This is a genomic window from Planococcus donghaensis, from assembly GCF_001687665.2.
GTDB lineage: Bacteria > Bacillota > Bacilli > Bacillales_A > Planococcaceae > Planococcus > Planococcus donghaensis.
In genome coordinates this window covers 2,337,569-2,364,077 of the sequence record NZ_CP016543.2, presented here as the reverse complement: position 1 = coordinate 2,364,077, position 26,509 = coordinate 2,337,569, and the positions used below count along the sequence as shown (strand labels likewise).

Here is a 26,509-nt window from a genome sequence, read left to right as displayed (position 1 = left end):
TGTAAAAGGGTTGTTTTAACTAATAGATAATACTATAATGTCTCTATGACAAAAACAGTTGTTTTTTCACAGTGTACACACCATGGGAGGAATCGTCAATGAAAAATGAAATTTCTATCGGATTATTAGGCCTTGGAACGGTGGGCAGCGGAGTTGCGACAATCATTCAGCAACATCAGCAAGATTTGCATCATAAATTAGGTGCCCAAGTTTCTATTAAGAAAGTACTGGTCAGAGATACCAAAAAAGATCGGCTTTCTAGCTTAGACCCGAGTGTTTTTACAACGGATATAGATGAAATCTTAAATGATTCTTCTCTCGATATTATTGTCGAAGTGATGGGTGGCGTAGACGGCGCTAAAACAGCTATTGAAAAAGCACTCAAAGCAGGCAAGCAAGTGGTTACAGCCAATAAAGACATTATGGCAGAATTTGGCCACGAACTTCTGAAACTAGCAGATGCTGAAAAATGCGATCTTTTTTATGAGGCAAGTGTAGCAGGTGGGGTACCTATTATTCGTACATTAGAAGATGGTCTAGCTTCAGACCGTATTTCTAGTTTAATGGGAATCGTCAACGGCACAACAAACTTCATTATGACAAAAATGAAAAACGAAAATATGACATATGAAGATGCATTGGCAGAAGCTACTGCATTAGGTTATGCAGAAGCAGATCCTTCAGCGGATGTAGATGGTCTTGATGCTGCTCGCAAAATGGTTATTTTGTCTTCACTTGCATTTTCGACAGAAGTTCATTTAGATGATGTTCTTGTAAGAGGAATGAAAGAAATTCGTGATGGCGATTTAGAGTTAGCCAATAAATTTGGGTATACGATGAAGATGGTTGGATCTTCAACAAAAGATGAAGATGGCATCGAAGTTTCCGTAGAACCGATTTTTCTTGCCAACTCACATCCGCTTGCTTCAGTGAATAACGAATTCAATGCAGTATACATATACGGAGATGCTGTAGGTGAAACCATGTTATATGGACCAGGAGCGGGATCATTACCAACCGCAACGTCTGTAGTTTCTGACATTATCGCAGCTTGTCGTAACTTGCAACTTGGCGTTAACGGTAAACGGGCTCATGCAGCACAGCACGAACGTGTCATCAAACCAGAAGCAAAACGCTTTGCAAAATATTGTCACCGCTTGCTCGTAAACGACGAAGTTGGCGTGTTATCAAAAATGACGTCAATTTATAGCAAACATGGGGCAAGCATTCAATCAGTAATCCAATCACCAGCTGGAGACCAAGGAAAAGCAGAATTGGTGTTATTGACGCATCAAATTTCTAGACAGCAACATTTAGACGTTTTAAAAGAGGTAGAAGGAACGGCGAGCGTTATTAGCCATTACCGCATAGAAGGGGAGGAAACAGCATGAGATGGCAAGGACTAATCGAAGAACATAAAGAGTGGCTACCTGTTACAGAAAATACCCCTTCACTAACTTTACAAGAAGGCAATACACCGCTCGTTCATTTAGAGAAGCTTTCAAAAGAATGGGGCATTGAACTTTACGTGAAATTAGAAGGTGCCAATCCAACTGGGTCATTTAAAGACCGCGGTATGGTCATGGCAGTTGCTAAAGCAAAAGAAGAAGGCAAAACGGTATTGATATGCGCTTCAACGGGAAATACTTCTGCTTCCGCAGCGGCTTACGGCGCACGAGCAGGGATGCGTACAATTGTCGTCATTCCAGAAGGGCGCATTGCACTTGGAAAGTTAGCCCAAGCCAAAATGTACGGAGCAGAAATTCTTGAAATTAAAGGGAATTTCGATGAAGCTCTTCAAATGGTCAGAGAAGTTGGTCAAGAAGCGGGTATTGCATTAGTCAATTCCGTTAACCCCTATCGCCTAGAAGGACAAAAAACGATTGCCTTTGAAGTTATTAATCAGTTGGGACAAGTACCAGACGTTTTTGCGTTACCAGTTGGCAATGCAGGTAACATTTCAGCATCATGGAAAGGGTTCACGGAATACGCAGAGCGTACTGGCAAACAGCGTCCAATCCTTCTAGGCGTACAAGCAGCCGGAGCTGCACCAATCGTTCACAATAAAGTAGTAGAAAGCCCAGAAACTGTAGCTACTGCTATCCGCATTGGAAATCCGGCAAGCTGGCAGTTGGCACTTAATGCCCTAGATGAATCAAATGGCACAATTTTAGCGGCTACTGATGAAGAAATTTTAGAAGCTTATCAAATGTTAGCTTCGACTGAAGGAGTTTTTGCGGAACCAGCATCGTGTGCATCGATTGCCGGTATCAAGAAACAAGTCGAAAGTGGTCTTTTGGAAAAAGGATCGAAAGTAGTAGCAGTATTAACAGGAAATGGTTTGAAAGATCCTGAAACTGCTATTTCGGTTAATCAGCACAAAGCGCTACTCGTTCCAGAAGACATGGAGCAATTTTGGGAGGATTTAAAAAAAGGAGTGAAAGTATGAGTTGGAAAGAATTTTCGGTAACCGTTCCAGCTTCTACTGCCAATCTTGGCCCTGGATTTGATTCGATTGGTCTGGCATTAGATCTTCATATGTTTGTTCATGTTTCGCCATCTGCTACTTGGCAAGTTGAATACAAAGACCAAGGATACAAGCAGCTTGCAACGGGAACGGATAATTTGATTGTTGCAACTGCCCAAGCAGTTGCTGATCAATACAACCGGTCTTTGCCAACTGCAAAATTGGTCATTGATACAGAAATTCCGTTAAGTAGAGGACTTGGCAGCAGTGCTTCAGCCATTGCTGCGGGTATCGAAATTGCCGATCGATTAATCGGTTTGCAACTTTCGATGAAAGAGAAATTGAAAATCGGTACGGAAATGGAAGGGCATCCCGATAACATTTCAGCATCGCTTCTTGGTGGGTTAACCATTTCTTATTTTGACGAGGACGAGCTAGAAATTATTCATGTTCCAGAAGTTGAGATTGGCGTAGTTATTTTAGTGCCACCGACTGAATTTTTAACGTCAGAATCACGTGATCTATTGCCTGAAAATTTACCTTATAAAACGGCGATACGAGGTAGCGCTTCTGGAAACGTACTATCCGCTGCTTTAGCAAGAGGCGATTGGAAAACGGCAGGACGAATGATGCAAAAAGACGTTTTTCATGAACCTTACCGCAAAAGCAGATTTCAAGACTTTGAACAAATACAAAAAAGCTGCTTAAAGCTTGGAGTATACGGCATGGCAATAAGTGGAGCAGGACCATCGTTATTTATCGCTGTCGAAAAAGGACAAGAAAAAATGGTAGCAACTCAATTAGCAGAGAAATTCCCGCTTTATGAAAGTTTAGTAACAAAACCATCTTCTAAAGGGATTAAAATATGTGAAACAGTATTATAAAAAGCTGCTCCGAATTTCGGAGCAGCTTTTTATTTACATTAAACTTTAATCGAAATGTATTTGGTTTCAAGGAAGGCTTCTAGACCTTCTTTACCACCTTCACGTCCCACACCACTTTCTTTCATGCCACCAAATGGTGCTTGTGCAGTGGATGGTGCACCGTCGTTCCATCCGACAATGCCATAGTCAAGGTTTTCAGCGATATAAGTGCCACGCGACATGCTTTCAGTGAAAAAATAAGCAGCTAAGCCAAAGCGTGTATCATTAGCAAGTTCAACAGCTTCTTCATCTGTTTCGAAAGTCATAATCGGTGCCACCGGACCAAACGTTTCTTCGTTCATAACCAACATATCGGATGAGGCATTGGTTAGAACTGTTGGGTTATAAAAATAAGCATTGTTTTCAGTACGTCCTTCTCCGCCAACGACCACTTTAGCCCCTTTTTCAACAGCATCTTGAACGTGTTTTTCTACTTTTTCATATCCATCTTTATCTACTAAAGGACCGATTTTTACACCTTCGTCCAACCCATTACCAACTTTCAATTGGCTAGCAGCTTCACCAAGTTTTTTAGAAAACTCTTCTGCAATGCTTTGTTGAACATAAATGCGGTTACCACATACACATGTTTGTCCAGCATTGCGGAATTTCGAAGCGATAACGCCTTCGATGGCTAACTCCATATTTGCATCTTCTAAGACAATGATGGGGGCATGACCGCCTAATTCGAGAGATAAATTTAACATTGTTTCTGAAGCTTGTTTCATCAATTCTTTGCCGATTTCAGTTGATCCAGTAAAGGTAAGTTTACGAACATCGGGGTGACTAGTAAACACTTTACCAATTTTACTAGCACTTCCTGTCACTAAGTTGATGACACCTTTAGGGAATCCAGCTTCAATCGCCAATTCATACATTTTAACCGCTGTTAATGGCGTCATTTTAGCAGGTTTCGCTACAAATGTGCATCCAGCTGCAAGTGCGGGAGCCATTTTTCGAGCCATCATAGCGGCAGGGAAATTCCACGGTGTAATAGAAACAACTACTCCAACAGGTTGCTTATTGATTTGAATACGTTTACCTTCTTTACTAGCTGGAATGGTTCGCCCGTATATGCGCTTTCCTTCTTCTGCAAACCAAGAAACAAAAGAAGCGGAGTATTCAATTTCGCCAATCGCTTCTGCGAGAGGTTTTCCCATTTCTTTTGTTAAAATCTCTCCAATTTCCTCTTTATGTTCAAGTAATAGATCATGCCATTTCATGAGAAGGTCTGCACGGTGGTAAGCAGTCGTTTTTGACCACTCTGGAAAAGCTGCAGATGCTGCATCGATTGCATCTGTTGCTTCTTGCTCGCCGCCATTAGGAACGGATCCTATGACTTCACCTGTTGCAGGATTCGTAACGTCAATTTTGCCATCACCTGTATTTGACCATTCGCCATTAATATAATGTCTACCATCCATGCTTCGACATCCTCCTTTTGATTTTTGCGTATCCTAATAAATACCTCTAAATCCTCATGAATAAACGCTTACAGAAAAGATAGGATTGGTCTGTTCACAATTCCGACACAAAGAAAAAGGATTAAGAGTACTTTAAAATATGCAATATATAGGTAATGAAAGCGATTTATCTCTATTCGCACGTTAAACAAAGTTAATGTTATTTAAAAAAAGTTTAAAACTTTAATATATAAAGACTGATTGATGTGCTACTATTGCAATAGTAAAAATATTCAGCTTAAAAGCAAGACAATCGTTTAAGCTGACATAAGAAAATGGAGGAAAGAAAATGGCTCAAATGCTCGCATTATCAATTATAGTTTTCGTCTTATTTGTCGGTGAAGCAGTTTCAATTCGCACCAAAGCTTGGATACCTTCAATATTTGTCAGTGGAGTTTTATTCTTGCTCGGATATTGGACATTCTTTCCTGCTGATATTGTTACGCTTTCAGGTGTACCACCAGCTGTAGCTGTGATGCTTATTTATTTACTAATCACAAATATGGGAACGTTATTGTCTTTGCAAGAATTGAAAGATCAATGGAGAACTATTTTAATCGCATTATCTGGTATTGCCGGAATTATTGCTGCTTTATTCAGTATCGGAACTTTACTGTTTGACTATCAAACAGTGGTAGTGGCCATTCCTCCTTTAGTTGGTGGGTTAGTATCTGCTTTAATCATGTCTGAAGGTGCAGCTGCTGCCGGGTTACCAGCATTAGCTGTTTTTGCAATCGTAATATATGTTGTTCAAGGCTTTGCAGGTTATCCACTTACTTCAGTTATGCTGAAAAAAGAAGGGAAAAATCTTCTAACGAAATATAGAAATAACGAACTTACATTAAAAGAAATGCCTGCTAATCAACCAGGAACTGTTGATAAACCCGTTAAAGAACCGCGCATGTTTGCGAGGATGCCGGATAAATACAATACCGACTTTTTTAAATTTTTCCGTTTAGCTCTGGTTGGTTACTTGGCTTATTTAACTGCAACCCTGTTAACGCCCGTAGTTGAAATCAGTCCGTTTGTATTGTGTTTGTTGTTCGGCGTAATTGCTCGTAGCATTGGCTTTCTTGAGCGTCACCCGTTACAAAAAGCAAATGGTTTTGGATTTGCGATCATGGCACTTCTACTATTCATTTTCGATGGATTAAAAAATGCCACACCAAGTATGATGCTTGAAATTCTTTATCCACTCATTGGCTGTATCGTGATTGGTGTGGTGGGTATGTATATCTTTTCGTTTATCGTCGGGAAACTTCTTAAAGTCAGTAAAGAGATGGCTTTTGCCGTTTCATTGACTGCTCTGTACGGATTCCCAGCAGATTATATTATTACAGTAGAAGTAATCAATTCCTTAACAAAAGATGAAAAAGAACGCGAAGTATTAACAAGTCACATGTTACCACCAATGTTAGTGGCCGGTTTTATCACAGTTACTATTGTTTCGGTTATTTTAGCAGGCATCTTTGTCGGCTTCCTATAAGAGAAACGAATGATAAATGAAACTTGAACAACTGTTTATCGAGACAATCGGAGGGGATTAATCATGATTAACCAAACGATAAAAAAAGCGATAAAAGAGAATAGCGATGAAATGATTAGGATTCGTCGCAAGCTTCATAGCGAGCCGGAACTATCATGGGAAGAGTTTCAAACTTCTCAATTTGTTTATGATTATTTGACGGAACTTGGTATCAAAGCGCATAAAATGGAACCCACAGGTGTGGTTGCTGAGCTTCAAGGCGGCAAAGATGGTAAAACTGTTGCGCTTAGAGCGGATATGGATGCTTTGTCTGTAGAAGAACTAAATACAGACTTGGCATACAAGTCGAAAAAACTTGGCAAAATGCATGCATGCGGGCACGATGTCCATACAGCGATGCTTTTAACAGCAGCTAAAGCGCTAGTCAGTGTAAAAGAAGAGATTCCGGGAAATATACGATTTGTTTTCCAGCCTGCTGAAGAAGTGGCGACTGGCGCAAAAGCGATGGTTGACCAAGGTGCGGTAAAAGGTGTGGATAATGTGTTTGGCATTCACATTTGGTCTCAAAGTGAAACAGGGAAAATAGCTTGCAGTCCAGGTCCAGCCTTTGCTTCTGCAGATATTTTCAAAGTCCACTTTAAAGGTCAAGGAGGCCACGGTGCAATGCCTCAAGATTGTGTTGATGCAGCGATTATTGCATCGTCGTTTGTAATGAATGTACAATCTGTTGTTTCACGGACTGTAGATCCTCAACAGTCAGCCGTTGTAACAATTGGGAAAATGGTTGTAGGAACTCGCTTTAATATTATTGCTGAAAATGCAGATATTGAGGGAACGGTGCGATGCTTTGACCCTGCAACACGAGATCATATCGAAAAGCAACTTAAGATTTATGCAGATCATACAGCAGCTATCTATGGTGGTACAGCAGAAGTTGAGTATATTCGCGGAACACAAGCTGTTATAAATGGAGCAGAGAGTGCGCAGTTAGTGCAAGACGTAGCAATTGAAGCTTTCGGTGAAAATTCTCTTTATGTAGAAAAACCGACTATGGGTGGAGAAGATTTCTCGTTTTACTTAGACGAAGTTCCAGGAAGCTTTGCTTTAGTAGGTAGTGGTAATCCACAAAAAGATACACAGTGGGCACATCATCATGGCAAGTTTAATGTAGATGAAGATTCAATGGTAATAGGAGCAGAACTTTACGCACAATATGCATGGTCTTTCTTAACTAACTAACAAAAAACTAAGGAGGATATTATGCCAAAAACAAATGATAATCCATTATACGAAGAATTAATAAAAAATTATGATGTTAAACTCAGTCATTCAGGCATTAACGGAGAACGTATTGCAAAACGATTATTCGAATTGTCTCAGATTGGTTTTTCTCAAGTGGGTGGCATAAAAAGACCTGGCTTTTCCGATGAAGAAAAAGCGGCAAAAACACTGGTGAAAGAATGGATGGTAGAAGCGGGCTTACAAGTATCAGAAGACGGAGCAGGGAACGTTACAGCTCGCTTGGAAGGTTTGCAAAAAGCTCCAGCTATCGCTTCTGGTTCTCATGTAGACAGTGTTCCAAATGGCGGTAACTTTGATGGTCCTCTTGGTGTCTTATCCGCACTTGAAGTTGTGGAATCGTGGAAAGAAACAGGCTATATTCCTGATAAACCTTACGAAGTAATTATTTTTTCAGATGAAGAAGGATCACGTTTTAATAGGGGGTTAACGGGGAGTCAAGCAATGATTGGCGCTATTTCGGATGAAGAAATAGCGCAGCTTCGTGACTATAATGGAGAGACATTAGAAGAAGTATTAACTCATTATGGGAGCACACTTGAAGCTTTTAAAGCGGCTAAAAGAGATTTAACAGAATTAGAACTGTTTGTAGAAGTGCACATTGAACAAGGGAAAAAGTTGGAGCAAGCGGATCAACCAGTTGGAATCGTAAATGGTATTGCTGGTCCCGCTTGGCTTAAAGTCGTCTTTGTAGGTGAAGCTGGACATGCAGGAAATACACCCATGACTGGAAGAAAAGACTGTTTAGTAGCTGCTGCAGAATTTCTTCAATCGATTCCTGAATTTCCAAGAGCCATAAATAATACGGCAGTAGCTACAGTCGGGAAATTAGAAGTTTTCCCAAATGGAGCAAATGTTATACCAGAGAAAGTGGAAATGCTAGTTGATATTCGCGACATTAATGAAGAACCAAGAGATCTTTTAATTGATCAATTAATCGAACAAGCTGAAAAAGTCGCAATAAAACATGAGGTACATGTAACGACTAAGTTGAATACGAGGATCAAGCCCGTTCCTATTGCTAACAAGTTGCAAACTCGTCTAGCGACATCGTTAAAAAAGTTTGATATTGTCCCAACGTATATTCCAAGTGGGGCCGGTCACGATGCGATGAATCTTGGTCGCACAATTCCTGTCGCCATGCTTTTTGTCAGAAGTAAAGATGGGATTAGTCACAATCCAAAAGAGTGGTCTAGTTTAAACGATTGTGTCATGGGAATTCATGTGTTGAAAGACTTTATTGAAACTTCAATGAAACAATAACTAATCATGTTACCAATCGATAAAGAAAACAGGAAATGAATTTTTCCTGTTTTCTTTTTTTGCTGAAATGACCAATCTACCCGATTAGAGCCGTTGAATTATAACCTTAATATGGAATTTGAAATATAACTTTGGAATTATCAGTACTAAATGAAATTGTATGTATATTTTGAAATAGATAGGGTATAGGTACATTAAGTGTATGCCCCTGGGCTGCAAATTTTGGAGGTGGTTAGGTGAAAGTGAAGGAGAATCAGGTGTACAACACTATAAATGTATTTTCAGAAGAGAAAATTTTGAATGATTGCCGTGTATGCTTCTCATCAGAAACTGAAAAAATAGCAGAAGTTGGAGAAAGGTTTATCCAATACTTTGTAAAAAATGCTTCGGCAGAAGGTGTACTTTTTAAAACAATCAAAGAAATTACAACAGATATTAACATTTCACATCAAACCTTAACTAAAGTGTTAAAAATATTAGAGTCAAAAGAAATTATTTATCGAAGAAACGGAATTATTGGATTATGGAAAGAATAACGAAGCATCTCTCAAATACTTGAGGGGTGCTTTTTAGTTTCTATTTGTAAAAAAGGGAAAAAATCCAAATGCAAAGAAAAAGTCATTTATATGCTATAGTACCTATTTTTCTTATAAATGACTTTATTTTATTTGTGCCTTTAGACTAATTACTTATTTAGAAATCTAAATATTTAAAAAATATAGATAAAAGAGTAGATAGAACCACTCAAGTATGATATAAATGAACTATAATAATCTGAATTTTTAGAAATAAGAGGAAAATTAACGCTTTCGAATGAGGGGGAGAACATAATGAGTGATTTGAAAGTCATGAAACAGTTGTTAGCGGGTTATAAAAAACGAATTTCCTTTGTAATCAGTCTTACTTTTTGTTTAATGCTTACAACATTGTTCATTTTTGTTTTTTTCGTGAAACCGGAATATCAGTCTACTAGCCAATTACTAATCGGAGATGTATCCACAACTTCTCAATTAGAAATTGAAAACCAGCAGGTAGACTTTCGCGTGACAGAAGCTTACGCTACTTTTTTAAAAAGTCCAGAAGTATTGGAGAAAGTAAGAGAAAAACTAAACCTTTCAACTTCTATCGCTGATCTTCGCAAACAAGTACATGTGAGCTATACCAATAACTCTCCAGTTTTAACGGTTACTACTTTTTCTCAAAATAAACATGAGTCAAGTAATATTGCCAATACATTGGCAACAGTTTTTGAGCAAGAAGTAAAGACATCTTTACAAGTTGCTAATGTAAACGTTATTTCTCTGGCATCAGCTGAAGGAGAAAGTAGAGAGCCGAGTCAAAGTGCAATCATACTATACACACTAATAGGGACATTAATCGGATTTATCTTCAGCATTCTTTTAATGTTAGGCATCAGTGTAGTGAAAAATGTAACTAGTAGAGATAGAGAAATAGAAGAAAGAGAGCAACAATTACAAACAGTTTTCAAATGATTTTTAAGGTGAAGTAGGGGTGGAATGGATGTATGAGCTGATATCAATACAGGAGCGCAGTCGCTGGAAAAAACTACTTGATACATTACACATCACAGAAATTTACTATACAAATCAGTATTTTTTAGGGGCACTGAAGTTGGATCCAGGAGAGGCGTTGCTTTTTCATTATAAAGATGATGAAGGTGAGGTTGTTTATCCTTTTATTAAAAGACAAGTGAGCGAAGAAGAAACCACATTTTATGATGTTACAACTCCCTTTGGATATGGGGGACCTTTACTAAAAGTAGAAAACAGTCAGGCGAATTTAGCTGCAAATTTTAGAGAAGCTTTTAGGGAGTATTGTAAAAGTGAAAAAATTATTGCGGAGTATATACGTTTTCATCCATTAACAGAAAACGCTAATATTTTCCAAAGCTATTTGAATGTTTCTCCGTTATTTAATACCTACACAATTAATTTAAAAGATAAGAACAACCCTTACGAGAAAATTCAATTAAATAGTCGCAAGGAAGATCAAAACGATAAAAATTTAGTTGTCAAAAAGTTAGGGACAGTAAGGCATATGTTTGAATTTCTAGTACTGTATTATGCAGCCGCCAGAAGAAGAGAAGAAGCGGATAGCTACTACTTTTTTACAAACGATTATTTTGAAACCTTAATTAGTTCAATGGGGTCAGATCTCCATTTATTTGGTGTATATCATGAAGAAAAACTAGTTACAGCTTGTTATGTACTAGCGATGGGGGATACCATTTTTTATCATCTTGAAGGTAGTGTATCTGATGTGTATAGCGAAAATACTATGCGAATCTTATTGTTAAAAATTGCGGAGTGGGGAGAAGAAAATTATTATTCTTTTTTTCATCTAGGCGGAGACTTTCGAGGTCATGTAAAACATCACAAGCAAATAAAAAAAGAAATTGCTAATTGTGAACCTAGTAAATTTTATATCGGTCAAAAAATACATGATCAACAAACATACGACAGCTTAGTATCGGTTGAAGAGCAAGATGTGATTCGGAGATATAGAAATATTTAATCAATCCGGGGAGGGTTTATCATGAAGTATATGCAATATAAAGGTGTGGTAGAAAGAGAATATAAAAAGTCATTAAGAAAAATTATGTACGAAATTTGTGTGGTCGAAGGCTTAAATTCTTCGCTTGGCGCAAAAAAATTGGGTGTCGCGAAAGAGATTTTTGTTTTTTGGAGAAGTTTTTACCGTCTAGATCGAAACCAACAGCTATTTGATCAAACTGTGGATGATATCGATAAAATGAAGTTTTTATATTTAAATGAAGCAAAAACCATCGACTTAAAACGTCCATTGCAGCATGACCAAGAACAATCGTTAGAAGGTCTTGAGGAATTGGTTGACAGAATGGTAGAGTATTATAAGTGTGTCCATGCTGAAAGTGATGGGCTTGCGATAGATACCGGAAAGCTGCCATTGTATGAGTTTGTTCAAGAGCTTTTAAAAGATTACAAAAGCGGGCGTTTATTAATGGAAGTGGAGAGTCAAAAGAAAAAAGCACAATAGGATGGATGTAAAAATGCAAACTTTCACCGAAAAAGCATTAACTATAATAAAACAGATTCCAGCGGGGAAGATTATGACTTATGGACAAGTGGCTGCGATAGCTGGTAGTCCTCGAGCAGCAAGGCAAGTAACAAGAATCCTTCACAGTATGAGTGATAAACATAGTTTACCGTGGCATAGAATCGTCAATAAGCAAGGTCAAATTGCACTTCACGATGAAGAAGCGCGTTTTTTTCAAAGAAAATCGTTGCAGGAAGAAGGGGTAGAAGTCGATTCTAACGATCGGATTGATTTAGCGCAGTATCGGTTTGACCCTTTAATGATGATGATGGACAATACTTAATAGAACTGTCGTGGAATGAAAAGACACTAAGAATTTAAAGAGTAATGCAACTGGAGGCCAATTCGCTTATGAATTAGCCTTTTTATTTTGCTGCGTTTTTCATTTCATATTTTATTAAATTTAATCATTTATGGATGCAAAAAAAAGATGAATGAATAATTGTATACTTTGTATCTAGATCTACTATCGCTACATATTACCTTAAATTTCAAATTTAGTGGTAGTAAAAATTCAATAATGTTTATAAATTTTGAGATGCAGGGTATAGAATATAAACATGATGTATACAATTAGAGAAGAGGGAAAACATGGTGAAGAAAGATAAGCCGGTAATCGGCATAACTGCACGAGTTGAAGAAAACCAAACCTATTCGCTTGATCCAGTGTATGGACGAGCAATTTTGCGTGCAGGAGGACTGCCGTTAATAGTACCTATTGTAGATGAAGAAGATATTCCCTTACTATGCGAAAGGCTAGATGGTCTTATTGTCACCGGTGGTGGTGACATTAACCCGACATTATATGGGGAAGAGCCCCATTTAAAGCTCGGAGCTGTTTATCCAGGAAGCGATAAGTACGAAAAAGAATTGATATTAAAGTTTCTTGAGTTGGATAAGCCATTTATCGGAATGTGCCGTGGCTTGCAAATGTTCAATATTTCTTTCGGGGGTACTAATTATCAAGATTTAGAATCTCAATTTGAAGGAGAGTTGCATCAACATAAACAAAAAGCGATTCGAACTCATCGGACACATTCTGTTACTTTAGAAGATGATAGTATATTGTATGAAATTATGAAAGAGAAAAAATTCAACGTAAATTCTTTTCATCATCAAGGCGTAAAAGATGTATCGCCGCAGTTAACTGTTGCAGCTTATGCTGCAGACGGATTAGTAGAAGCATTGGAAAGTAAAAACCACCAATTTGCTATGGGGATCCAGTGGCATCCAGAAGAGTTTGCTCTTCAAGGTGATGAAGCTTCCATGAATATCTTTAATCGGTTTGTTGAAGAGTGCTTAGTAGACAAAAAACAAAATCAATAACCATAAAATAAAAAGAAGTTGCTTATATTTTAAGCAACTTCTTTTTTATTACAAAATTATGCTTTAGATGATTCGACTGACCAAGGTTCAGGAACACGAGCTTGAGCGGCAACTTCAGTGCCAGTAGACCAAGGCTCAGGAACACGAGCTTGAGCGGCAACTTCAGTGCCAGTAGACCAAGGCTCAGGAACACGAGCTTGAGCGGCAACTTCAGTGCCAGTAGACCAAGGCTCAGGAACACGAGCTTGAGCGGCAACTTCAGTGCCAGTAGACCAAGGCTCAGGAACACGAGCTTGAGCGGCAACTTCAGTGCCAGTAGACCAAGGCTCAGGAACACGAGCTTGAGCGGCAACTTCAGTGCCAGTAGACCAAGGCTCAGGAACACGAGCTTGAGCAGCAATTTCAGTGCCAGTAGACCAAGGCTCAGGAACACGAGCTTGAGCAGCAATTTCAGTTGAAGAACTATGTGTAAATGATAAAGTGCTTAATGTAAGAATTGAAAAAAATAAGATAGTAATTCCTTTTTTCATCACTTTCACTCCCTAGTATAAGATAGTTGTATTTCTATATGCTTTCCTAGCTTCAGTCAATATTTCAGCAGATTGTTTATATTTTTTCTGCTGATAGTAAACGTCACCTAGATGTTCCAAAAAGTAACCCATTTCAAAGAAGTTTTCAGTTGCTACTAAGCTAGGAAGCAATTGATGAAGAACGTAATTTTCAAATTCTTCATAGTTTTTATTCACTAAATGATCTAAACAAATAAATTCAATATAAGCTTCTTTAAATGCCTGATTTGTTGGTGAATTAATACTGATTTTTTTATTTTCAACTATATGAAGCCCTTTTTTCAACCACTTTTTAGCAACTTCATAATTTCCAAGCTCATAATTAGATTTAATTATAACACAATAACTAATTAAAATATCAGCCGGGTATTCAGGATGAATATAATTTAGTGAATTTTCAGTGTGAGCAATGGCTAGTTCATAGTTCTGGAATAAGAAATAAGCGTAGCCTATGTTATATTCTGTAGTAAATCGCAAAATATCAATTTCTAGCTTATTGCCAATGGTCAAAGCATTTTTATAATGATCCATCGACATTTTAAAATTACCGAAATGTTGGTGCGTGATTGCAATGTTCAAATGGCATTCTACGATACGTTTTGGTATAAATTCTTGTTGATAAATTTTTAATGCCATTTCGGTATACTTAAAAGCTTTTTCTGTTTCTCTGCACTTGGTGCTAGAAATTCCAATTGAATAATAGAGGTCACCAAGTTCTGAAGCTGAGATGGTGTTAGGCGCGATTTTTTCCGCCACAAGATAAGTCTTTAAAGCTTTTTCAAAATCATTGAGAATGTAATTGTAGTTACCGTTGTACTTGTGAAACAAGTAAAACTGTTCCTGATTCATAAATTCTCTGAAGCGTTCCATTTCTTTGATTTTTTCTTCTGCACTGTCAAGATCGCCAGTGATAATGAAATACCTGATTTGTTGAATAGAATACTCCAGTTCGACATCTTCATCAGCATGCAATAAAGGATGTCCTTGAATATCGTTGTACTGCTCCATGATTTCTGCTTTGTTCTGAGGGTGCAACAAAGAGTTTTTAAAGTTCTTAACAAGAACTTTTCCAATTGGATTGTCTTTAGGTGCTAAAGGTATTGCTAGTTTCTTACACAAACTTTCGAGATCTTTTAAATCTGGATCTTTAACACCACTTTCAATTTTCTTCAGCTCTCTGGGAGACAGTATGCCAGAGGAGAATTCTTCTAAACTAATTTTCTGCTTTAAACGATGGTATTTTAAACGCATTCCCGTGTCCATTACTGCTCTCCTTTCCTTCTGTAAGGGCAGTACTTCTGTCAGCCATGTAGGAGAATTGTTTTCCGTCTTCCTCGGACCATCCGAAAAGTAAGAAGAAAATAGATCGCCAAGTACGATAATAGCCGCCTCCACATCCTATATTTCGCTTTTTAAACATCTTTCATCTATGATATCATCAATTTTCAAAATAGACTGCTTTTTTATTTGGGAAACAAGCAAATTTGCAAAAAAGGGAAAATATGCTTACTCCAACAAATGTAAATTAAAAAAATGCCAAATTAGTCATTTTGTTAGGTATTTAGAAATGGTTATTGTTGGTAGATGGATAATTTTGTAATGATTTTTATCTCCTATATTTTTAGAACGATTTGTTCCTTCTAAAAAAACGAATGTCAAAGCACGTTAAAGATTGTCTACTAATGGGTAAAGATAGAATACACAGTTCTATTAAATCTATGGAGGTTTTTTATATGAGATCACACAATAATATTTTAGCAGTAGTATTTTCTGAAAATGATTTACTAGAGAAGATTAATGACTTAAAAGCTTCTGGATACAAAGAGAAGGATCTTCATATTATGGCTAAAGATACAAAGCATTTTGAGAATATTTCTGTTGAAGGTACGGATGTAGATACATTTACAGATAAATTTAAAGGGTTCGTTACAGGAGATAGTGGAGTTCGAGCAGGAGTGAAATCGTTAAAACTTTCTGAAGAAGAAACGTCACGTTACACTAGTGACCTTGCAAAAGGTGGGATCCTAATCTATGAAGATGAAGATCACAAAACGATTCTAGACGAAATTTCTAGTGAGGAGGAAGGTCTAGAGCCAAAAGACCCTAATGATCGACAAAGACAGCAATTCATCAATTCAGTCGATAATAATTTTGATGAGCAAGAAGATCGCTTTGAACGTGGAGAAACGTTTATGCAAGACGCAACTTTAGTTAAAGAAGAGCATCATCACTCTTTTACAACAGAGGAAAAACCTGAAATTCAAAAAGCTAGAGGTGGCTCTAGCGAAGCTGAAAAACATAGTCAAAATGATAAGAAATATAAATAAGTTGATACTGGTAATAGGGTAAAAACAATATACATTCTTCAGACAGGTTTTAGTGTGAAAGATAGAAGGGTAAGTAAAAGTAATTGAGTATACGGGAGGTATGAACAATGAAGTCAGGAAACCACGAATTTGAAATTGTTTATAGCAAATCAGAAATGGAAGAGATGTTACAAACTTTCAAGGCAAAAGGATATCAACAAAAAGATATACATGTGTTGGCTAATGACAAAGAAATTGTAGAGTCTGCTGGAAATGCAGGAGTCTATGCGGATCAAGCAAACTCTTTTTCCAATCGCTTTAAATCTTTTTTAACTGGAAAAGATATCGTTAGAAGAGAGTTGGATCGTTTTAATTTGAGTAAAGATAGAACAGATGAGTATGAACGTAAAATCGAAAAAGGGGGAGTTCTTTTATATACAGATGGGGATGCGGCGACGTCTGAAGATGAACATTTCTCTTCTTTAGACGATACTTATTCGCCCGCGTATTTAGAATCAGAGACTCCCGAATCAAGTTCTAGCTCTCAACGTACGCAAGAACATCATGATCCGGATGAAATATATGCACGTGAAGTTTCTAGGGAAGATCAGCATGCTCGTGCGGCTCAAAATAATCGTTATCAAGATTCTCGTTTGAAAGGTGATGAAATTCACCCTACTGGTGGGTTGAAAAAAGAGGAAGCAACTATTGAAAAAAAAGAAATGGATCACGAGCCAGGCCTTCAAGATGGAGACAACGTAGGCGATGTGAATCGTCGACAAGGTGAATCTTCACCTGGAGTTGATCCAAACTTAGGACCTGCTCCATTCGATAGAAATCACAAGGAGATAGAGAACGAACAAGAAGGATATTCTAGTGATCATCGAGAGATAGAAAGAAAAAAAGATAGTGATAACACGACCCCGCCCACACCAAGGTTATTTTAAAACAAAAAAGTTCCCGACATAGGTCGGGAACTTTTTTGTTTTATTTACTTATCGAACGAGCTATTATAATTCCTATTAAAGTTGTGATGACTGCAGGGAAAATCCAGCCGATTCCTTGCTCGAAGAGAGGGAGGAACTGGAAAATAGAATCTAGCTGTTCGAAAGCTATTCCTGACGAGCGCAATGCATCGAATATACTGATGATTGCTGTAGTAGAAAGAGCCAGGATGTAAACAAAAGGTTTACGGTGAAAACTATGATCAATGAACGACAACATGACAAGAACAATGGCTACTGGATAAATAGCCAACAAAACAGGCAAGGAAACAGCAATTAATTGGGTTAAGCCTATATTTGCGATAAACGCAGAAAAAATAGCGAAAAATAACACATAAGTCATGTAGGAAATTTTCGGAAATAATTTAAATGAAAACTGTGCGGTAGCGGAAACTAACCCAATAGAAGTTGTCAAACAAGCAAAAGTGATTGCTGCAGATAAAATAATTCCACCGATTTCCCCATAAAGAACGCGAGAGGCCGCAGCAATGATGATACCGCCATTGTCTTGTAGACCGATAGCATCTACACTTGTCGCGCCAATATAACTTAAGGACAAATATACGGTAGATAAACCGATAGCCGCTATAAATCCAGCATATGCTGTCGTTTTTAAAATAATTCGAGTATCTGTAACGCCTTTACTTCGAATAGATTGAATAATAACAATTCCAAATACTAAAGCAGCTATAGCATCCATAGTAAGATAACCTTGTAAAAAGCTTTCAAAAAAAGCTTCAGTATCGTAACTTCCAACCGGTGAATTGATAGAACCCATTGGTGTTAGAAAGCTTTTAATAGCAAGCATGCTAATAACAGCGATTAACAGGGGGGTTAAAATTTTACCAATTCTATCAACAAGTTTTGTAGGATTCATCGCAAACAAAACAGTGATTGTAAAGAAAACGATTGTGAAAATTGATAATGGCCAAAAAGATTCAGTTAGGGAAGCTGGCAAGAAGGGAGCTGTCCCAATTTCATAGGCCACTGTTGCGGTTCGGGGAATTCCAAAGAAAGGGCCGATGGCTAAATATACTATCAATGTAAAGACGATTCCGAAAACAGGATGAACACGTCCTGCAATTGACTGCAAATCTCCACCTGCTTTAGCGATGGCTAAAATGCCAAGTAAAGGGAGGCCGACACCAGTTAACAAAAAGCCAAAGATGGCTAAGATTAATTGATCGCCCGCAAGTTGTCCTAAATAAGGGGGGAAAATAATATTACCAGCACCTAAAAACAGGGCGAAAAGCATGAGTCCTAATGTTAATGTATCTATTTTTGTAAGCGCATTCTTTTTCATTGTAAGCTCCTCTGAAAATAACATGTATACACGGTTACTTATTATAACAGAGTGATTTAATATTTGAAAACTTTAAAAAACATAAAATAAAAGCTCGGCTAAAGAGCCGAGCTTTTATTATTTTTCATTATTATTTTTAAAATCTCCAATTTTATCTTGAACACTGCCTTTAGCTTTGTCCATTTTACCTTCTGCTTGTTTATCAGGGTCATTCGTAGCATTTCCGACTTGATCTTTAATCTCGCCTTTGCCTTTGTTCACAGCACCTTTTAGTTTGTCTGAAAAGCCGTTATTATCACTCATTAATGATTCCTCCTTCAATTTTTATAGCTGTTATTACAATAGCCAACTAATGTAATAACTAAACATCAAAAGACTATTTTGATGTTAATTGAAGGCTTAATAAAGTTTTTGTAGCGGTATTTTTCACTGTAATGCATAAATCTTCATTACTTAACCTTACTAAAGTGCGGAGAGGAGTATGAATGTTTGAAGCGACACCCGATCTGACTTCAGCATGCTGGTCCATAGATAAGTCCACAAGTAAGCCTTGACAAGTAATAGTCTTTGCAAGATCTGCACGCGACTGATAATCCATTTTCAATACAGCAGCTTCATCCCAAGGTGTCCACACCTTTTTCAGTGAGTAATTTAGTAGCGTGTCATCCATATGGCTTACACTCCTAATCAAATAATGAGAAAATTATTATTGTCAATTTAATATATCACATATTTACCGAAAAAGTAATTAAATTTACTTATATATCATAATTATTAATAGGTAATATTACTTTTTTTGACTTTTTATAAAGTGTAGTATTTTGGAATAGGATCTTTTAGAATGTTTAAGCAGTAAATTTGTTTAGTAAAAAGAGAAACGGGTAGAAACTTTATACAATAGATGAACGTCCTATAGTCAGTAGGACTATAGGAAAATACAGAGCATAAGCAGGTTTTGCTTTATTTCTTGCGCAGTCGTGCTATAATGTCAATGAATAAGTATGTGTAAAATGCAAAAGTTATTTTAAGGAGGGAAGACATGCTATACCTCATGATGGTCTTGGCATTTATCGCTTCGATTGTGCTAACACCGATTGTTAAACGCATTGCCTTTCGCGTAGGAGCAGTCGACCGACCAAATTATCGAAAAGTTCATGCGAGAATTATGCCGCGCTTAGGCGGATTGGCCATTTTCGGGTCGTTTTTAATCGCATATTTTATATTAAAACCTCAAGATCCGATTTCTAATGCTATTGAAACCTCATTTATACCGATTGAAACTGCAATAATTTTAGGTGCTTTATTAATTATTATTACAGGTGTACTAGATGATATGTACGAAATTAGTGCCAAAGCAAAATTAATAGGGCAACTTGTTGCTGCTGGAATTGTTGTCGTTGGTGGGGGGCTCGAAATATCTTTCATCAATTTACCTTTTGGTGGCGTTTTGGATTTCGGTTACTTTAGCATTCCTTTAACAATTCTCTGGATTGTCGGTATTACCAACGCAATCAATTTGATTGATGGTCTTGATGGATTGGCAGCGGGTGTATCAACAGTTGCTTTGCTAACTTTAGCAGCTATGGCATTTATAATGGGTGACATTTATGTTATGTCAATGGCAGCACTGTTAGCAGCTAGTACATCAGGGTTTTTAGTTTATAATTTCCACCCTGCTAAAATCTTTATGGGTGACACAGGTGCATTGTTTTTAGGGTTTATGATTTCAGTTTTAGCCTTGATGGGCTTTAAAAACGTTACAGTTGTAGCGTTAATCATTCCGATTATTATGTTAGGCGTGCCGATTTCCGATACATTTTTTGCGATCGTTCGTCGTGTTCGAGAGAAAAAATCGATTTCGGAAGCTGATAAATCACATTTGCATCACTGTTTGTTAAACATTGGGTTTTCTCATAGTCAAACAGTGTTAATCATTTATGGAATTGCAGCTTTGTTTGGATTGGCAGCTCTTTTGTTTTCTCAATCCACTTTATGGGGAGGAATATTGCTAATTAGTGTCATGTTACTAGCAATTGAACTTTTTGTAGAAGTAGTTGGATTGGCAGGAAAGAATTACCGTCCATTGTTAAATTTAGTTCGACTAATAGGTAAGTGAAGAGAGAGGATGAAGCAATTGCTTCATCCTCTCTTTTTGATGGCAAAATAGAAGAAAGTTTTGTGGATGTGTTTTAATTAGAAGGCTATGTTATCGAACTCTGTTGATTTTGAAGTCAATCAAAGGGACTTCCAAATTTAAGAAGCCCCCTCTATAAATTACCTGCCTGCATATTTCCCGTCTCTGATGGCTTTTCGATATTGGCCATCTTTTTCTTTAATGGCAATTGCTTCTTCCGTACTAATTCCTGTTATTGAAAAATACTTTGTCCCTTTTTCATATTCATTGGAGAAATTTCCCGCATAGGAACCTTCCATATCAGAATAAAGCGTGACTTGTCCAATCTCTTCATCTACTTCTTGCACATATTCATTGCCTATTTGGTAAATATAATCATCCCATACAACGAATGAATAGGCCCAGTCAGCGGATGACGTATCGGCATTTTCTACTGAACAACCTGCCATAAAGAACAAAGCAACCAAAAAAGAGATAAGTAAATATGAGTGTTTTCTTTTCAAACGGATTCCCCCTCAACATCTATATTTTATATTGGTACGTACGGAGTGCCTGATAAGTTTCAGTAACTGGAAATAAGCAGCTCTCAATCATCATCTTAGATACTGTCCCTGAATTATTTCGATGTTTTATGGCATCTAGAAACTGAAACCAGCTCAAATAATGGTCGAGGTATTTCGTCGCCACACCATTGAAACGTTTCATCCAGTTCTTGAGCCTTCCGTGGTAACTGTTCACATTTTGAATATGATAGAGTCCTTTAACCCGTTCCTTACCATCTGATTTAAATGCATAGTGGTTCATTCCTTTTTCTTTGGCATAAGTTTTGAAAGCTCGCCACGCATCTGTGCATAGAACGTTTTCGGAAGTCAGCTTAGCGCCAATCGCCTGGTGAAGCCGAGTCTTCAGAATACGTCCTTCACCGATAACCCGTGAATACGTAGATTTTTGACGGTCTCTGGCTACGAGTACGCATATCTGTTCATGGCTAATACCGCGGAATTGCGAAGAACCTCCCCGCTTACGAGGTTTCCGTCCTTGAATTCCGCGCTTGCCCTTTTCAGAGTACAGAAAATAGGTCTCATCCATTTCAACAATTCCTGCAAACTTCTCGAAATCCATCTGTTCTAGAGCGGAAAGAAGCTTATGGCGCCAGTAGAACAAAGTGACATGGTGGACATCGAGTTTCTCCGCTGCTTTGCGAAGCGTCTCGCCATCAATCATGCATCGAACGAAGTCGAACCATTTATCAGGCTTATGAGTGCGATAGAGCGGGGTATTGGTGACATCAGTGAAGGTCTTTAAACAATCTTTGCATCGGTAGCGTTGGCGGTTCATTTTCTTTAGACCTACTTTTACAACATACTTACCGAATCGGACAGATAGATTGGACTGGCAGTGCGGACAGGTATAGCCGCCCTTGTGTTTTAGGTCTCGAATCTCCTCAAATAAAGGCTCTTGCGGTGAAAGCGGTGTGACAGACTGGGTCAAGAATTGTATTAGCCGATGCATATCTTTATTCGATAGTTTTTTGACTTCCTGCATAACTTCTTTCAATGCCATGTCTTTCACCCACTTCCATCTTTTTATACTCATTTTTAGAACAAATGTTCTAAAAATTCAATGAGTACTTAAAAAACAACAGAGTTATTTAACATAGCCAATTAGAAAAAAACACCACAGTTTTCACTGTGGTGTTTCACTTTTTTCTGTTTGAAAATCGGCAAGTTCTAAATCTGTTTCTGATTGTGTCAAATTAGATGTGTCAGCTTTTAATCCAAGATGACTTTGCAAAATATCTTGTATTTCGGTTAACGATTCTTCTTTTAGTTTGTAATAATAAATTCCGGTAGACATATCATCATACCCATCCAGCGTGATCGTTTCGACGTCTGGTTTACCATTTTTAGCATATTCAAACAGTGAACTTATGTTTTTGAAAGTCAAATCTGTTTTCATGTTATCGCCGACTGCTTCAAATACGTCTCCATATTTGGTGATAGAGCCCGCTGATACCGCTCGATTCATGATTGATTCTAATATCATTTGTTGGCGTTTCCCACGCTCAATATCGTTATCGTAATGACGAGTTCTTGCTAGTGCAAGAGCCTCACTACCGTTAAGGAATTGAATTCCTTCTTTTAATTCAACGGCATTTTGCGAATCATTTTCATCTTGCTCGATAATATCATAAGGCACTTCAACTTTAATGCCTCCGAGTGCGTCAATCACTTCAATAAATGCATCGAAATTCATGCGCAGGTAGTAATCAACTGGAACTTCTAATAGGTTTTCGACACTTTCGATAGTAGAGCTAGGACCGTTATATGCGTAGGCATGAGTAATTTTATCTTCTCTTCCGCTATCAGGAATAAAGGTGTAAGTGTCACGCGGGATGCTTACCAGTTTGATTGATTTATCTTCGTTGTTTAAAGTGGCTAGTACTAATGCATCGGAACGGATATTGTTGGTGCTTTGATTGCGCTCTGCGCTATCATCCACTCCTATAAAAAGAATGGAGATATTGTCTGTAAGTGGCTCGATGTCTTCATTGATATTGCCAGCGGGTTCATAGGCTGTATCTACAGCCGTTTCTGCTTTCTTAATTAAGTATATTCCATATGCTGAAACACAAATAAGTAAGGAAACGGCTAAAGTAGCAATTATTACAAGAATGGTCCTTTTCTGATCATTTTTGGTTTTCCGATAATATTTCCGGTTCATGTAAATTGCTCCTCTATGGATTATGGGCCAACCGACTAATTAGTTCGGATTAATCCAATCTTATAATGAATACTGTGTGTGTTTGTAGATATTTTGGCTATGGAGAATATTTCATTTTTCTGTGCTTTTGATATTATACAGTGATTTTTAGTATGCGTAAATGAAAAGAATTTAAGATAGATTAAATTCGAGAAACTGGCTATCCACAGTGGTAATTTGTGCTTGACCATTTGTCAGTCCGTTTATCCAGTCAATAAATTCAGTTTCTCTGTCAACTGGAACGTAAATATAAAGGTCTACACCTTCTGTGTATTCTATGCGATCAAGGGGGAATGGCGATTGCCGGATTTCGTTTTCAAGTTTTCCAAGCCATGTGTAATCAATAGATGTTTTCATTAAAAAATGTAATCGTCTATCTACAATTCCCGCGGCAGTTAAAGCAGCAGATACAGCTTTTCCATAAGCTCGAATTAAGCCACCACTACCTAGTTTGATGCCCCCATAATAGCGGGTAACGACAACGACAGTATCTTTTAAGCCTTGTTTTTTTAAAACTTCAAGCATGGGAAAGCCAGCAGTTCCACTTGGTTCTCCGTCATCATTTGCCTTTTGAATTGAGTCATGTTCGCCAATCATGTAAGCTGAACAATTGTGAGTAGCTGTTTTATGAAGGAGTTTAATCGAATCGATAAACTCAATAGCTTGCTGTTCGGTTTCTGCCCGTGCAACATGACCAATAAACCTAGATTTTTGGATAAGTATTTCTGCACTGCCAGAATCACCTACAGTTGTGTAATTTTCTCGCAATTTAACTCCTCCTGTTGTAAAATGAAATCAGATAATTTGTAATGTATATTTAACATGGACTTGCGTATATAGTGATATACTTATTACAACCGACAAGGTATAAAGAAGCAAGACTCATACCTAGACACAGTCAGTATAGCTAAGGCGGGTTTGAAATGGCAAAGAAAATCGGTGGAAACATACCTGATTCTATTTTTAATGCAATGTTAGAGGGCATGGAACAGGCAAAACAAGATATTTTCGTCATTAGTGAAGAAAGTCGCCAAAGTTATGAAGAGATGAAAAATGAACTAGAAGATGTCCGCGTGGAAATTTCAACTATTGTTGAAGCTGGAGATCTTTTAGAAGAAAAGACGCGAGCAGCGCGAAGGCGTTTAGCAGAAGTATCTCAATTTTTTAGTTCTTTTACTGAAAGCGAAGTTCGTCAAGTATACGAACAGGCAAATAATCTTCAAGTCGAATTATCTGTGAATCGTAATGAAGAAAAAAAATGTCGTCAACGACGAGATAAGTTACAGCGTCGCCTTCAAATTTTACTTCAAACGATTGAACGAGCTGAAAGCCTAGTCAACCAAATCAATGTCGCTAGCAGTTATTTAGTTTCAGATTATGAGGATGTTGACGAAGCAATCGATAAGAATAAGACAATTCAAGATTATAGTCTCCGTATCATCGAAGTGCAAGAGGAAGAAAGAAAACGTTTATCTAGAGAAATTCATGATGGACCTGCTCAAATGATGGCGAACGTTCTACTTCGTTCAGATTTGATTGAAAGAACCTATCGTGAAAAAGGTCCTGAACCTGCTTTTCAAGAAATTACTTCATTAAAAGAAATGGTAAGACAGGCACTTACTGAAGTAAGGAGAATCATTTATGATTTACGCCCCATGACCCTCGATGATCTCGGGCTAGTTCCTACTTTGAAAAAGTACATGGATACAATTGAAGAATACAATAAAGGGGTTGTATTGAAATTTCTTTCGAGTGGAAAAGAAGAAAGGTTGCCTAATACTTACGAAACGACTATTTTTCGTCTTGTCCAAGAAGGAATATCAAACGCAATCCGCCACGGTAAGTCAAACGACATTACGGTAGAAATGAAATGGTTAAAAAACCAAGTGCAAATTATGGTTTCAGATAATGGTATAGGTTTTGATCAAGGGATTGTGAAAAATCAATCGTTTGGGTTAACAGGTATGAGAGAACGGGTTGAACTAGTCGAAGGCAGCTTGACCATCAATTCTTCACCTGGTAACGGAACAATTTTAATGTTTCATATACCTTTTAAAAAGGGTATGTAAGATAGGGTATTCGAGGAGGACGACATAATGACAAAAATAATTATCATTGACGATCACCAACTATTCCGTGAAGGTGTAAAAAGAATTTTAGATTTTGAAAGTTCGTTTGAAGTCGTTGCCGAAGGTGGAGATGGTGGCGAAGTCATTAAATTATATGAAGAAAACAGACCAGATGTGGTATTAATGGATATTAATATGCCACAAAAAAATGGTGTAGAAGCTACAGCTGAATTGATTTCTCAATTTCCTGATGCAAAAGTCATTATGCTGTCCATTCACGATGATGAATCGTATGTAACGCATGCGCTGAAAACCGGAGCTTTAGGTTATATGCTTAAAGAAATGGATGCAGATGCGATTATTCAAGCGATCAAAGTAGTAGCAAAAGGCGGATCTTATTTACACCCTAAAGTTACACGCAACTTAGTAATGGAATTCCGTCGTTTAAGTGAACGTGAAAATAAAGGTTCTTTCCATCAAACGGAAATTCGCCGTCCATATCACCTTTTGACAAAGCGTGAAAGTGAAGTTCTACAATTGTTGACAGATGGTCAAAGCAATCGCGTAATTGGTGAAACGTTGTTTATCTCTGAAAAAACAGTTAAAAACCATGTATCAAGCATCTTGCAAAAAATGCAAGTAAATGACCGGACTCAAGCAGTTGTAACTGCTATCAAAAATGGTTGGGTTGAAGTAAGATAATAAAAAAAGAGGAAGCTGCTATTATGCAGCTTCCTCTTTTTTGTTCTCGCTTTTCGGAGCTAAACGGCTGCTTCCGCTTTTCATTGTCTAGGCTCCGGTGCCCAGCTCCTCGGGTCGTAAGCCATCCCAACTGTGCGGCAAAGAGCGCCGCTTCGTTGGACTGTCTTATGCCAGTCGGAGCTACATGGGCACCTCCGCTTTTCTTATTGTCTAGCTCCAGCAGCCAGCTCCTCGGGTCGTAAGTCGCTCTGGCTGTGTGGCAAAACCACGCCACTTCGCCAGTTCGCCTTACGCCGGTCGAAGCTAAACGGCTGCTACCGCTTTTCATTGTCTAGG

The 26,509-nt window shown here is 37.8% G+C and carries 27 protein-coding genes; 17 read left to right on the top strand and 10 right to left on the bottom strand.

The features are described from left to right. Nucleotides 1–98: 98 nt before the first annotated feature. From BCM40_RS11845 to thrB, 3 genes are read left to right on the top strand one after another with little or no spacing between them, the layout of a single operon-like run. On the top strand, nt 99–1,391 hold the full coding sequence (locus tag BCM40_RS11845; protein ID WP_065525738.1) for a homoserine dehydrogenase: 1,293 nt from the start codon (nt 99–101) through the stop codon (nt 1,389–1,391). Continuing rightward, complete coding sequence (gene thrC, locus BCM40_RS11840; protein ID WP_065525739.1) at nt 1,388–2,449, top strand: threonine synthase; 1,062 nt, start codon at nt 1,388–1,390, stop codon at nt 2,447–2,449. The genes BCM40_RS11845 and thrC overlap by 4 nt, the downstream gene beginning before the upstream one ends. Then, nucleotides 2,446–3,351, top strand: a complete 906-nt coding sequence (gene thrB, locus BCM40_RS11835; protein ID WP_065525740.1) for a homoserine kinase — start codon at nt 2,446–2,448, stop codon at nt 3,349–3,351. The genes thrC and thrB overlap by 4 nt, the downstream gene beginning before the upstream one ends. Before the next feature lie 38 nt (nt 3,352–3,389). Here thrB and BCM40_RS11830 read toward each other — a convergent pair whose 3' ends face one another. Beyond that, nucleotides 3,390–4,814, bottom strand: a complete 1,425-nt coding sequence (locus BCM40_RS11830) for an NAD-dependent succinate-semialdehyde dehydrogenase (protein WP_065525741.1) — start codon at nt 4,812–4,814, stop codon at nt 3,390–3,392. A 328-nt stretch (nt 4,815–5,142) separates the two neighbouring features. On the opposite strand from BCM40_RS11830, the gene BCM40_RS11825 reads away from it, so the two are divergent. The 9 genes from BCM40_RS11825 (at nt 5,143) to BCM40_RS11785 (ending at nt 13,323) form a co-directional block, all read left to right on the top strand. After that, nucleotides 5,143–6,339, top strand: a complete 1,197-nt coding sequence (locus BCM40_RS11825) for a hypothetical protein (protein ID WP_065525742.1) — start codon at nt 5,143–5,145, stop codon at nt 6,337–6,339. A 63-nt stretch (nt 6,340–6,402) separates the two neighbouring features. Next, complete coding sequence (locus tag BCM40_RS11820; protein WP_065525743.1) at nt 6,403–7,578, top strand: amidohydrolase; 1,176 nt, start codon at nt 6,403–6,405, stop codon at nt 7,576–7,578. A gap of 21 nt (nt 7,579–7,599) precedes the next feature. After that, nucleotides 7,600–8,901 (top strand): Zn-dependent hydrolase, encoded by a 1,302-nt coding sequence (locus BCM40_RS11815; protein ID WP_065525744.1) that lies wholly within the window; start codon nt 7,600–7,602, stop codon nt 8,899–8,901. 236 nt (nt 8,902–9,137) lie between these two features. Next, nucleotides 9,138–9,437, top strand: coding sequence for a replication/maintenance protein RepL (locus BCM40_RS11810; protein WP_065525745.1), 300 nt, complete (start codon nt 9,138–9,140; stop codon nt 9,435–9,437). Nucleotides 9,438–9,731: 294 nt separating this feature from the next. Beyond that, nucleotides 9,732–10,394 (top strand): YveK family protein, encoded by a 663-nt coding sequence (locus BCM40_RS11805; RefSeq protein WP_065525746.1) that lies wholly within the window; start codon nt 9,732–9,734, stop codon nt 10,392–10,394. Nucleotides 10,395–10,422: 28 nt separating this feature from the next. Next, the gene (locus tag BCM40_RS11800) at nt 10,423–11,436 is read left to right on the top strand and encodes a GNAT family N-acetyltransferase (protein ID WP_065525747.1); all 1,014 of its coding nucleotides are present in this window, start codon (nt 10,423–10,425) and stop codon (nt 11,434–11,436) included. A gap of 21 nt (nt 11,437–11,457) precedes the next feature. Further along, complete coding sequence (locus BCM40_RS11795) at nt 11,458–11,937, top strand: hypothetical protein (protein ID WP_065525748.1); 480 nt, start codon at nt 11,458–11,460, stop codon at nt 11,935–11,937. Nucleotides 11,938–11,950: 13 nt separating this feature from the next. Continuing rightward, on the top strand, nt 11,951–12,280 hold the full coding sequence (locus tag BCM40_RS11790; protein ID WP_065527677.1) for an MGMT family protein: 330 nt from the start codon (nt 11,951–11,953) through the stop codon (nt 12,278–12,280). Between the two features lie 308 nt (nt 12,281–12,588). Continuing rightward, on the top strand, nt 12,589–13,323 hold the full coding sequence (locus BCM40_RS11785) for a gamma-glutamyl-gamma-aminobutyrate hydrolase family protein (RefSeq protein ID WP_065525749.1): 735 nt from the start codon (nt 12,589–12,591) through the stop codon (nt 13,321–13,323). A 56-nt stretch (nt 13,324–13,379) separates the two neighbouring features. On the opposite strand, the gene BCM40_RS11780 is transcribed toward BCM40_RS11785, so the two are convergent. Together BCM40_RS11780 and BCM40_RS11775 are read right to left on the bottom strand one after the other, a co-directional pair. Continuing rightward, complete coding sequence (locus tag BCM40_RS11780; RefSeq protein ID WP_065525750.1) at nt 13,380–13,853, bottom strand: hypothetical protein; 474 nt, start codon at nt 13,851–13,853, stop codon at nt 13,380–13,382. Between the two features lie 12 nt (nt 13,854–13,865). Next, nucleotides 13,866–15,155 (bottom strand): helix-turn-helix domain-containing protein, encoded by a 1,290-nt coding sequence (locus tag BCM40_RS11775; protein WP_065525751.1) that lies wholly within the window; start codon nt 15,153–15,155, stop codon nt 13,866–13,868. 470 nt (nt 15,156–15,625) lie between these two features. Here BCM40_RS11775 and BCM40_RS11770 point away from each other — a divergent pair, with 470 nt between their 5' ends. Together BCM40_RS11770 and BCM40_RS11765 are read left to right on the top strand one after the other, a co-directional pair. Then, entirely contained in the window at nt 15,626–16,219 is a 594-nt protein-coding gene (locus BCM40_RS11770) for a general stress protein (RefSeq protein ID WP_065525752.1), read from the top strand. Nucleotides 16,220–16,326: 107 nt separating this feature from the next. After that, nucleotides 16,327–17,145, top strand: a complete 819-nt coding sequence (locus BCM40_RS11765) for a general stress protein (RefSeq protein ID WP_065525753.1) — start codon at nt 16,327–16,329, stop codon at nt 17,143–17,145. A gap of 40 nt (nt 17,146–17,185) precedes the next feature. Here the strand turns inward: BCM40_RS11765 and brnQ are convergent, their stop codons facing one another. The 3 genes from brnQ to BCM40_RS11750 form a co-directional block, all read right to left on the bottom strand. Then, nucleotides 17,186–18,505: a branched-chain amino acid transport system II carrier protein gene (gene brnQ, locus BCM40_RS11760; protein WP_065525754.1), complete on the bottom strand. Its 1,320-nt coding sequence runs from the start codon at nt 18,503–18,505 to the stop codon at nt 17,186–17,188. Nucleotides 18,506–18,622: 117 nt separating this feature from the next. Beyond that, nucleotides 18,623–18,808 (bottom strand): CsbD family protein, encoded by a 186-nt coding sequence (locus tag BCM40_RS11755; protein ID WP_065525755.1) that lies wholly within the window; start codon nt 18,806–18,808, stop codon nt 18,623–18,625. A 73-nt stretch (nt 18,809–18,881) separates the two neighbouring features. Continuing rightward, the gene (locus BCM40_RS11750; RefSeq protein ID WP_065525756.1) at nt 18,882–19,175 is read right to left on the bottom strand and encodes a hypothetical protein; all 294 of its coding nucleotides are present in this window, start codon (nt 19,173–19,175) and stop codon (nt 18,882–18,884) included. Between the two features lie 369 nt (nt 19,176–19,544). Between BCM40_RS11750 and BCM40_RS11745 the strand changes: the two genes are divergently transcribed. Next, nucleotides 19,545–20,621: a glycosyltransferase family 4 protein gene (locus BCM40_RS11745; protein WP_065525757.1), complete on the top strand. Its 1,077-nt coding sequence runs from the start codon at nt 19,545–19,547 to the stop codon at nt 20,619–20,621. 158 nt (nt 20,622–20,779) lie between these two features. Here the strand turns inward: BCM40_RS11745 and BCM40_RS11740 are convergent, their stop codons facing one another. The 4 genes from BCM40_RS11740 to BCM40_RS11725 form a co-directional block, all read right to left on the bottom strand. Continuing rightward, a complete protein-coding gene (locus BCM40_RS11740; RefSeq protein ID WP_083394517.1) occupies nt 20,780–21,142 on the bottom strand; it encodes a hypothetical protein in 363 nt (120 codons plus the stop codon). A 19-nt stretch (nt 21,143–21,161) separates the two neighbouring features. Next, complete coding sequence (locus tag BCM40_RS11735; RefSeq protein WP_065525758.1) at nt 21,162–22,202, bottom strand: IS1595-like element ISPdo1 family transposase; 1,041 nt, start codon at nt 22,200–22,202, stop codon at nt 21,162–21,164. A gap of 123 nt (nt 22,203–22,325) precedes the next feature. Then, nucleotides 22,326–23,363, bottom strand: a complete 1,038-nt coding sequence (locus BCM40_RS11730; RefSeq protein ID WP_065525759.1) for an LCP family protein — start codon at nt 23,361–23,363, stop codon at nt 22,326–22,328. A gap of 171 nt (nt 23,364–23,534) precedes the next feature. Continuing rightward, nucleotides 23,535–24,170 carry a YigZ family protein gene (locus BCM40_RS11725; protein WP_065525760.1) on the bottom strand — a complete coding sequence of 212 codons (636 nt, stop codon included), beginning with the start codon at nt 24,168–24,170 and terminating at the stop codon, nt 23,535–23,537. A gap of 155 nt (nt 24,171–24,325) precedes the next feature. Between BCM40_RS11725 and BCM40_RS11720 the strand changes: the two genes are divergently transcribed. Both BCM40_RS11720 and BCM40_RS11715 read left to right on the top strand, forming a co-directional pair. Further along, a complete protein-coding gene (locus BCM40_RS11720) occupies nt 24,326–25,471 on the top strand; it encodes a sensor histidine kinase (protein ID WP_065525761.1) in 1,146 nt (381 codons plus the stop codon). A 27-nt stretch (nt 25,472–25,498) separates the two neighbouring features. Then, nucleotides 25,499–26,173, top strand: coding sequence for a response regulator transcription factor (locus tag BCM40_RS11715; RefSeq protein WP_065525762.1), 675 nt, complete (start codon nt 25,499–25,501; stop codon nt 26,171–26,173). Nucleotides 26,174–26,509: the final 336 nt, after the last annotated feature.

Bases quoted from the DNA above. Each gene is read 5' to 3' on its own strand.
- BCM40_RS11845 (WP_065525738.1), top strand. From the start codon at position 99: ATGAAAAATGAAATTTCTATCGGATTATTAGGCCTTGGAACGGTGGGC.
- BCM40_RS11800 (WP_065525747.1), top strand. From the start codon at position 10,423: ATGTATGAGCTGATATCAATACAGGAGCGCAGTCGCTGGAAAAAACTA.
- BCM40_RS11780 (WP_065525750.1), bottom strand. From the start codon at position 13,853: ATGAAAAAAGGAATTACTATCTTATTTTTTTCAATTCTTACATTAAGC.
- BCM40_RS11825 (WP_065525742.1), top strand. From the start codon at position 5,143: ATGGCTCAAATGCTCGCATTATCAATTATAGTTTTCGTCTTATTTGTC.
- BCM40_RS11715 (WP_065525762.1), top strand. From the start codon at position 25,499: ATGACAAAAATAATTATCATTGACGATCACCAACTATTCCGTGAAGGT.
- BCM40_RS11795 (WP_065525748.1), top strand. From the start codon at position 11,458: ATGAAGTATATGCAATATAAAGGTGTGGTAGAAAGAGAATATAAAAAG.
- BCM40_RS11815 (WP_065525744.1), top strand. From the start codon at position 7,600: ATGCCAAAAACAAATGATAATCCATTATACGAAGAATTAATAAAAAAT.
- BCM40_RS11805 (WP_065525746.1), top strand. From the start codon at position 9,732: ATGAGTGATTTGAAAGTCATGAAACAGTTGTTAGCGGGTTATAAAAAA.
- BCM40_RS11755 (WP_065525755.1), bottom strand. From the start codon at position 18,808: ATGAGTGATAATAACGGCTTTTCAGACAAACTAAAAGGTGCTGTGAAC.
- brnQ (WP_065525754.1), bottom strand. From the start codon at position 18,505: ATGAAAAAGAATGCGCTTACAAAAATAGATACATTAACATTAGGACTC.
- BCM40_RS11720 (WP_065525761.1), top strand. From the start codon at position 24,326: ATGGCAAAGAAAATCGGTGGAAACATACCTGATTCTATTTTTAATGCA.
- BCM40_RS11750 (WP_065525756.1), bottom strand. From the start codon at position 19,175: ATGGATGACACGCTACTAAATTACTCACTGAAAAAGGTGTGGACACCT.
- BCM40_RS11730 (WP_065525759.1), bottom strand. From the start codon at position 23,363: ATGAACCGGAAATATTATCGGAAAACCAAAAATGATCAGAAAAGGACC.
- thrC (WP_065525739.1), top strand. From the start codon at position 1,388: ATGAGATGGCAAGGACTAATCGAAGAACATAAAGAGTGGCTACCTGTT.
- thrB (WP_065525740.1), top strand. From the start codon at position 2,446: ATGAGTTGGAAAGAATTTTCGGTAACCGTTCCAGCTTCTACTGCCAAT.
- BCM40_RS11765 (WP_065525753.1), top strand. From the start codon at position 16,327: ATGAAGTCAGGAAACCACGAATTTGAAATTGTTTATAGCAAATCAGAA.
- BCM40_RS11820 (WP_065525743.1), top strand. From the start codon at position 6,403: ATGATTAACCAAACGATAAAAAAAGCGATAAAAGAGAATAGCGATGAA.
- BCM40_RS11775 (WP_065525751.1), bottom strand. From the start codon at position 15,155: ATGGACACGGGAATGCGTTTAAAATACCATCGTTTAAAGCAGAAAATT.
- BCM40_RS11790 (WP_065527677.1), top strand. From the start codon at position 11,951: ATGCAAACTTTCACCGAAAAAGCATTAACTATAATAAAACAGATTCCA.
- BCM40_RS11830 (WP_065525741.1), bottom strand. From the start codon at position 4,814: ATGGATGGTAGACATTATATTAATGGCGAATGGTCAAATACAGGTGAT.
- BCM40_RS11745 (WP_065525757.1), top strand. From the start codon at position 19,545: ATGCTATACCTCATGATGGTCTTGGCATTTATCGCTTCGATTGTGCTA.
- BCM40_RS11785 (WP_065525749.1), top strand. From the start codon at position 12,589: ATGGTGAAGAAAGATAAGCCGGTAATCGGCATAACTGCACGAGTTGAA.
- BCM40_RS11735 (WP_065525758.1), bottom strand. From the start codon at position 22,202: ATGGCATTGAAAGAAGTTATGCAGGAAGTCAAAAAACTATCGAATAAA.
- BCM40_RS11770 (WP_065525752.1), top strand. From the start codon at position 15,626: ATGAGATCACACAATAATATTTTAGCAGTAGTATTTTCTGAAAATGAT.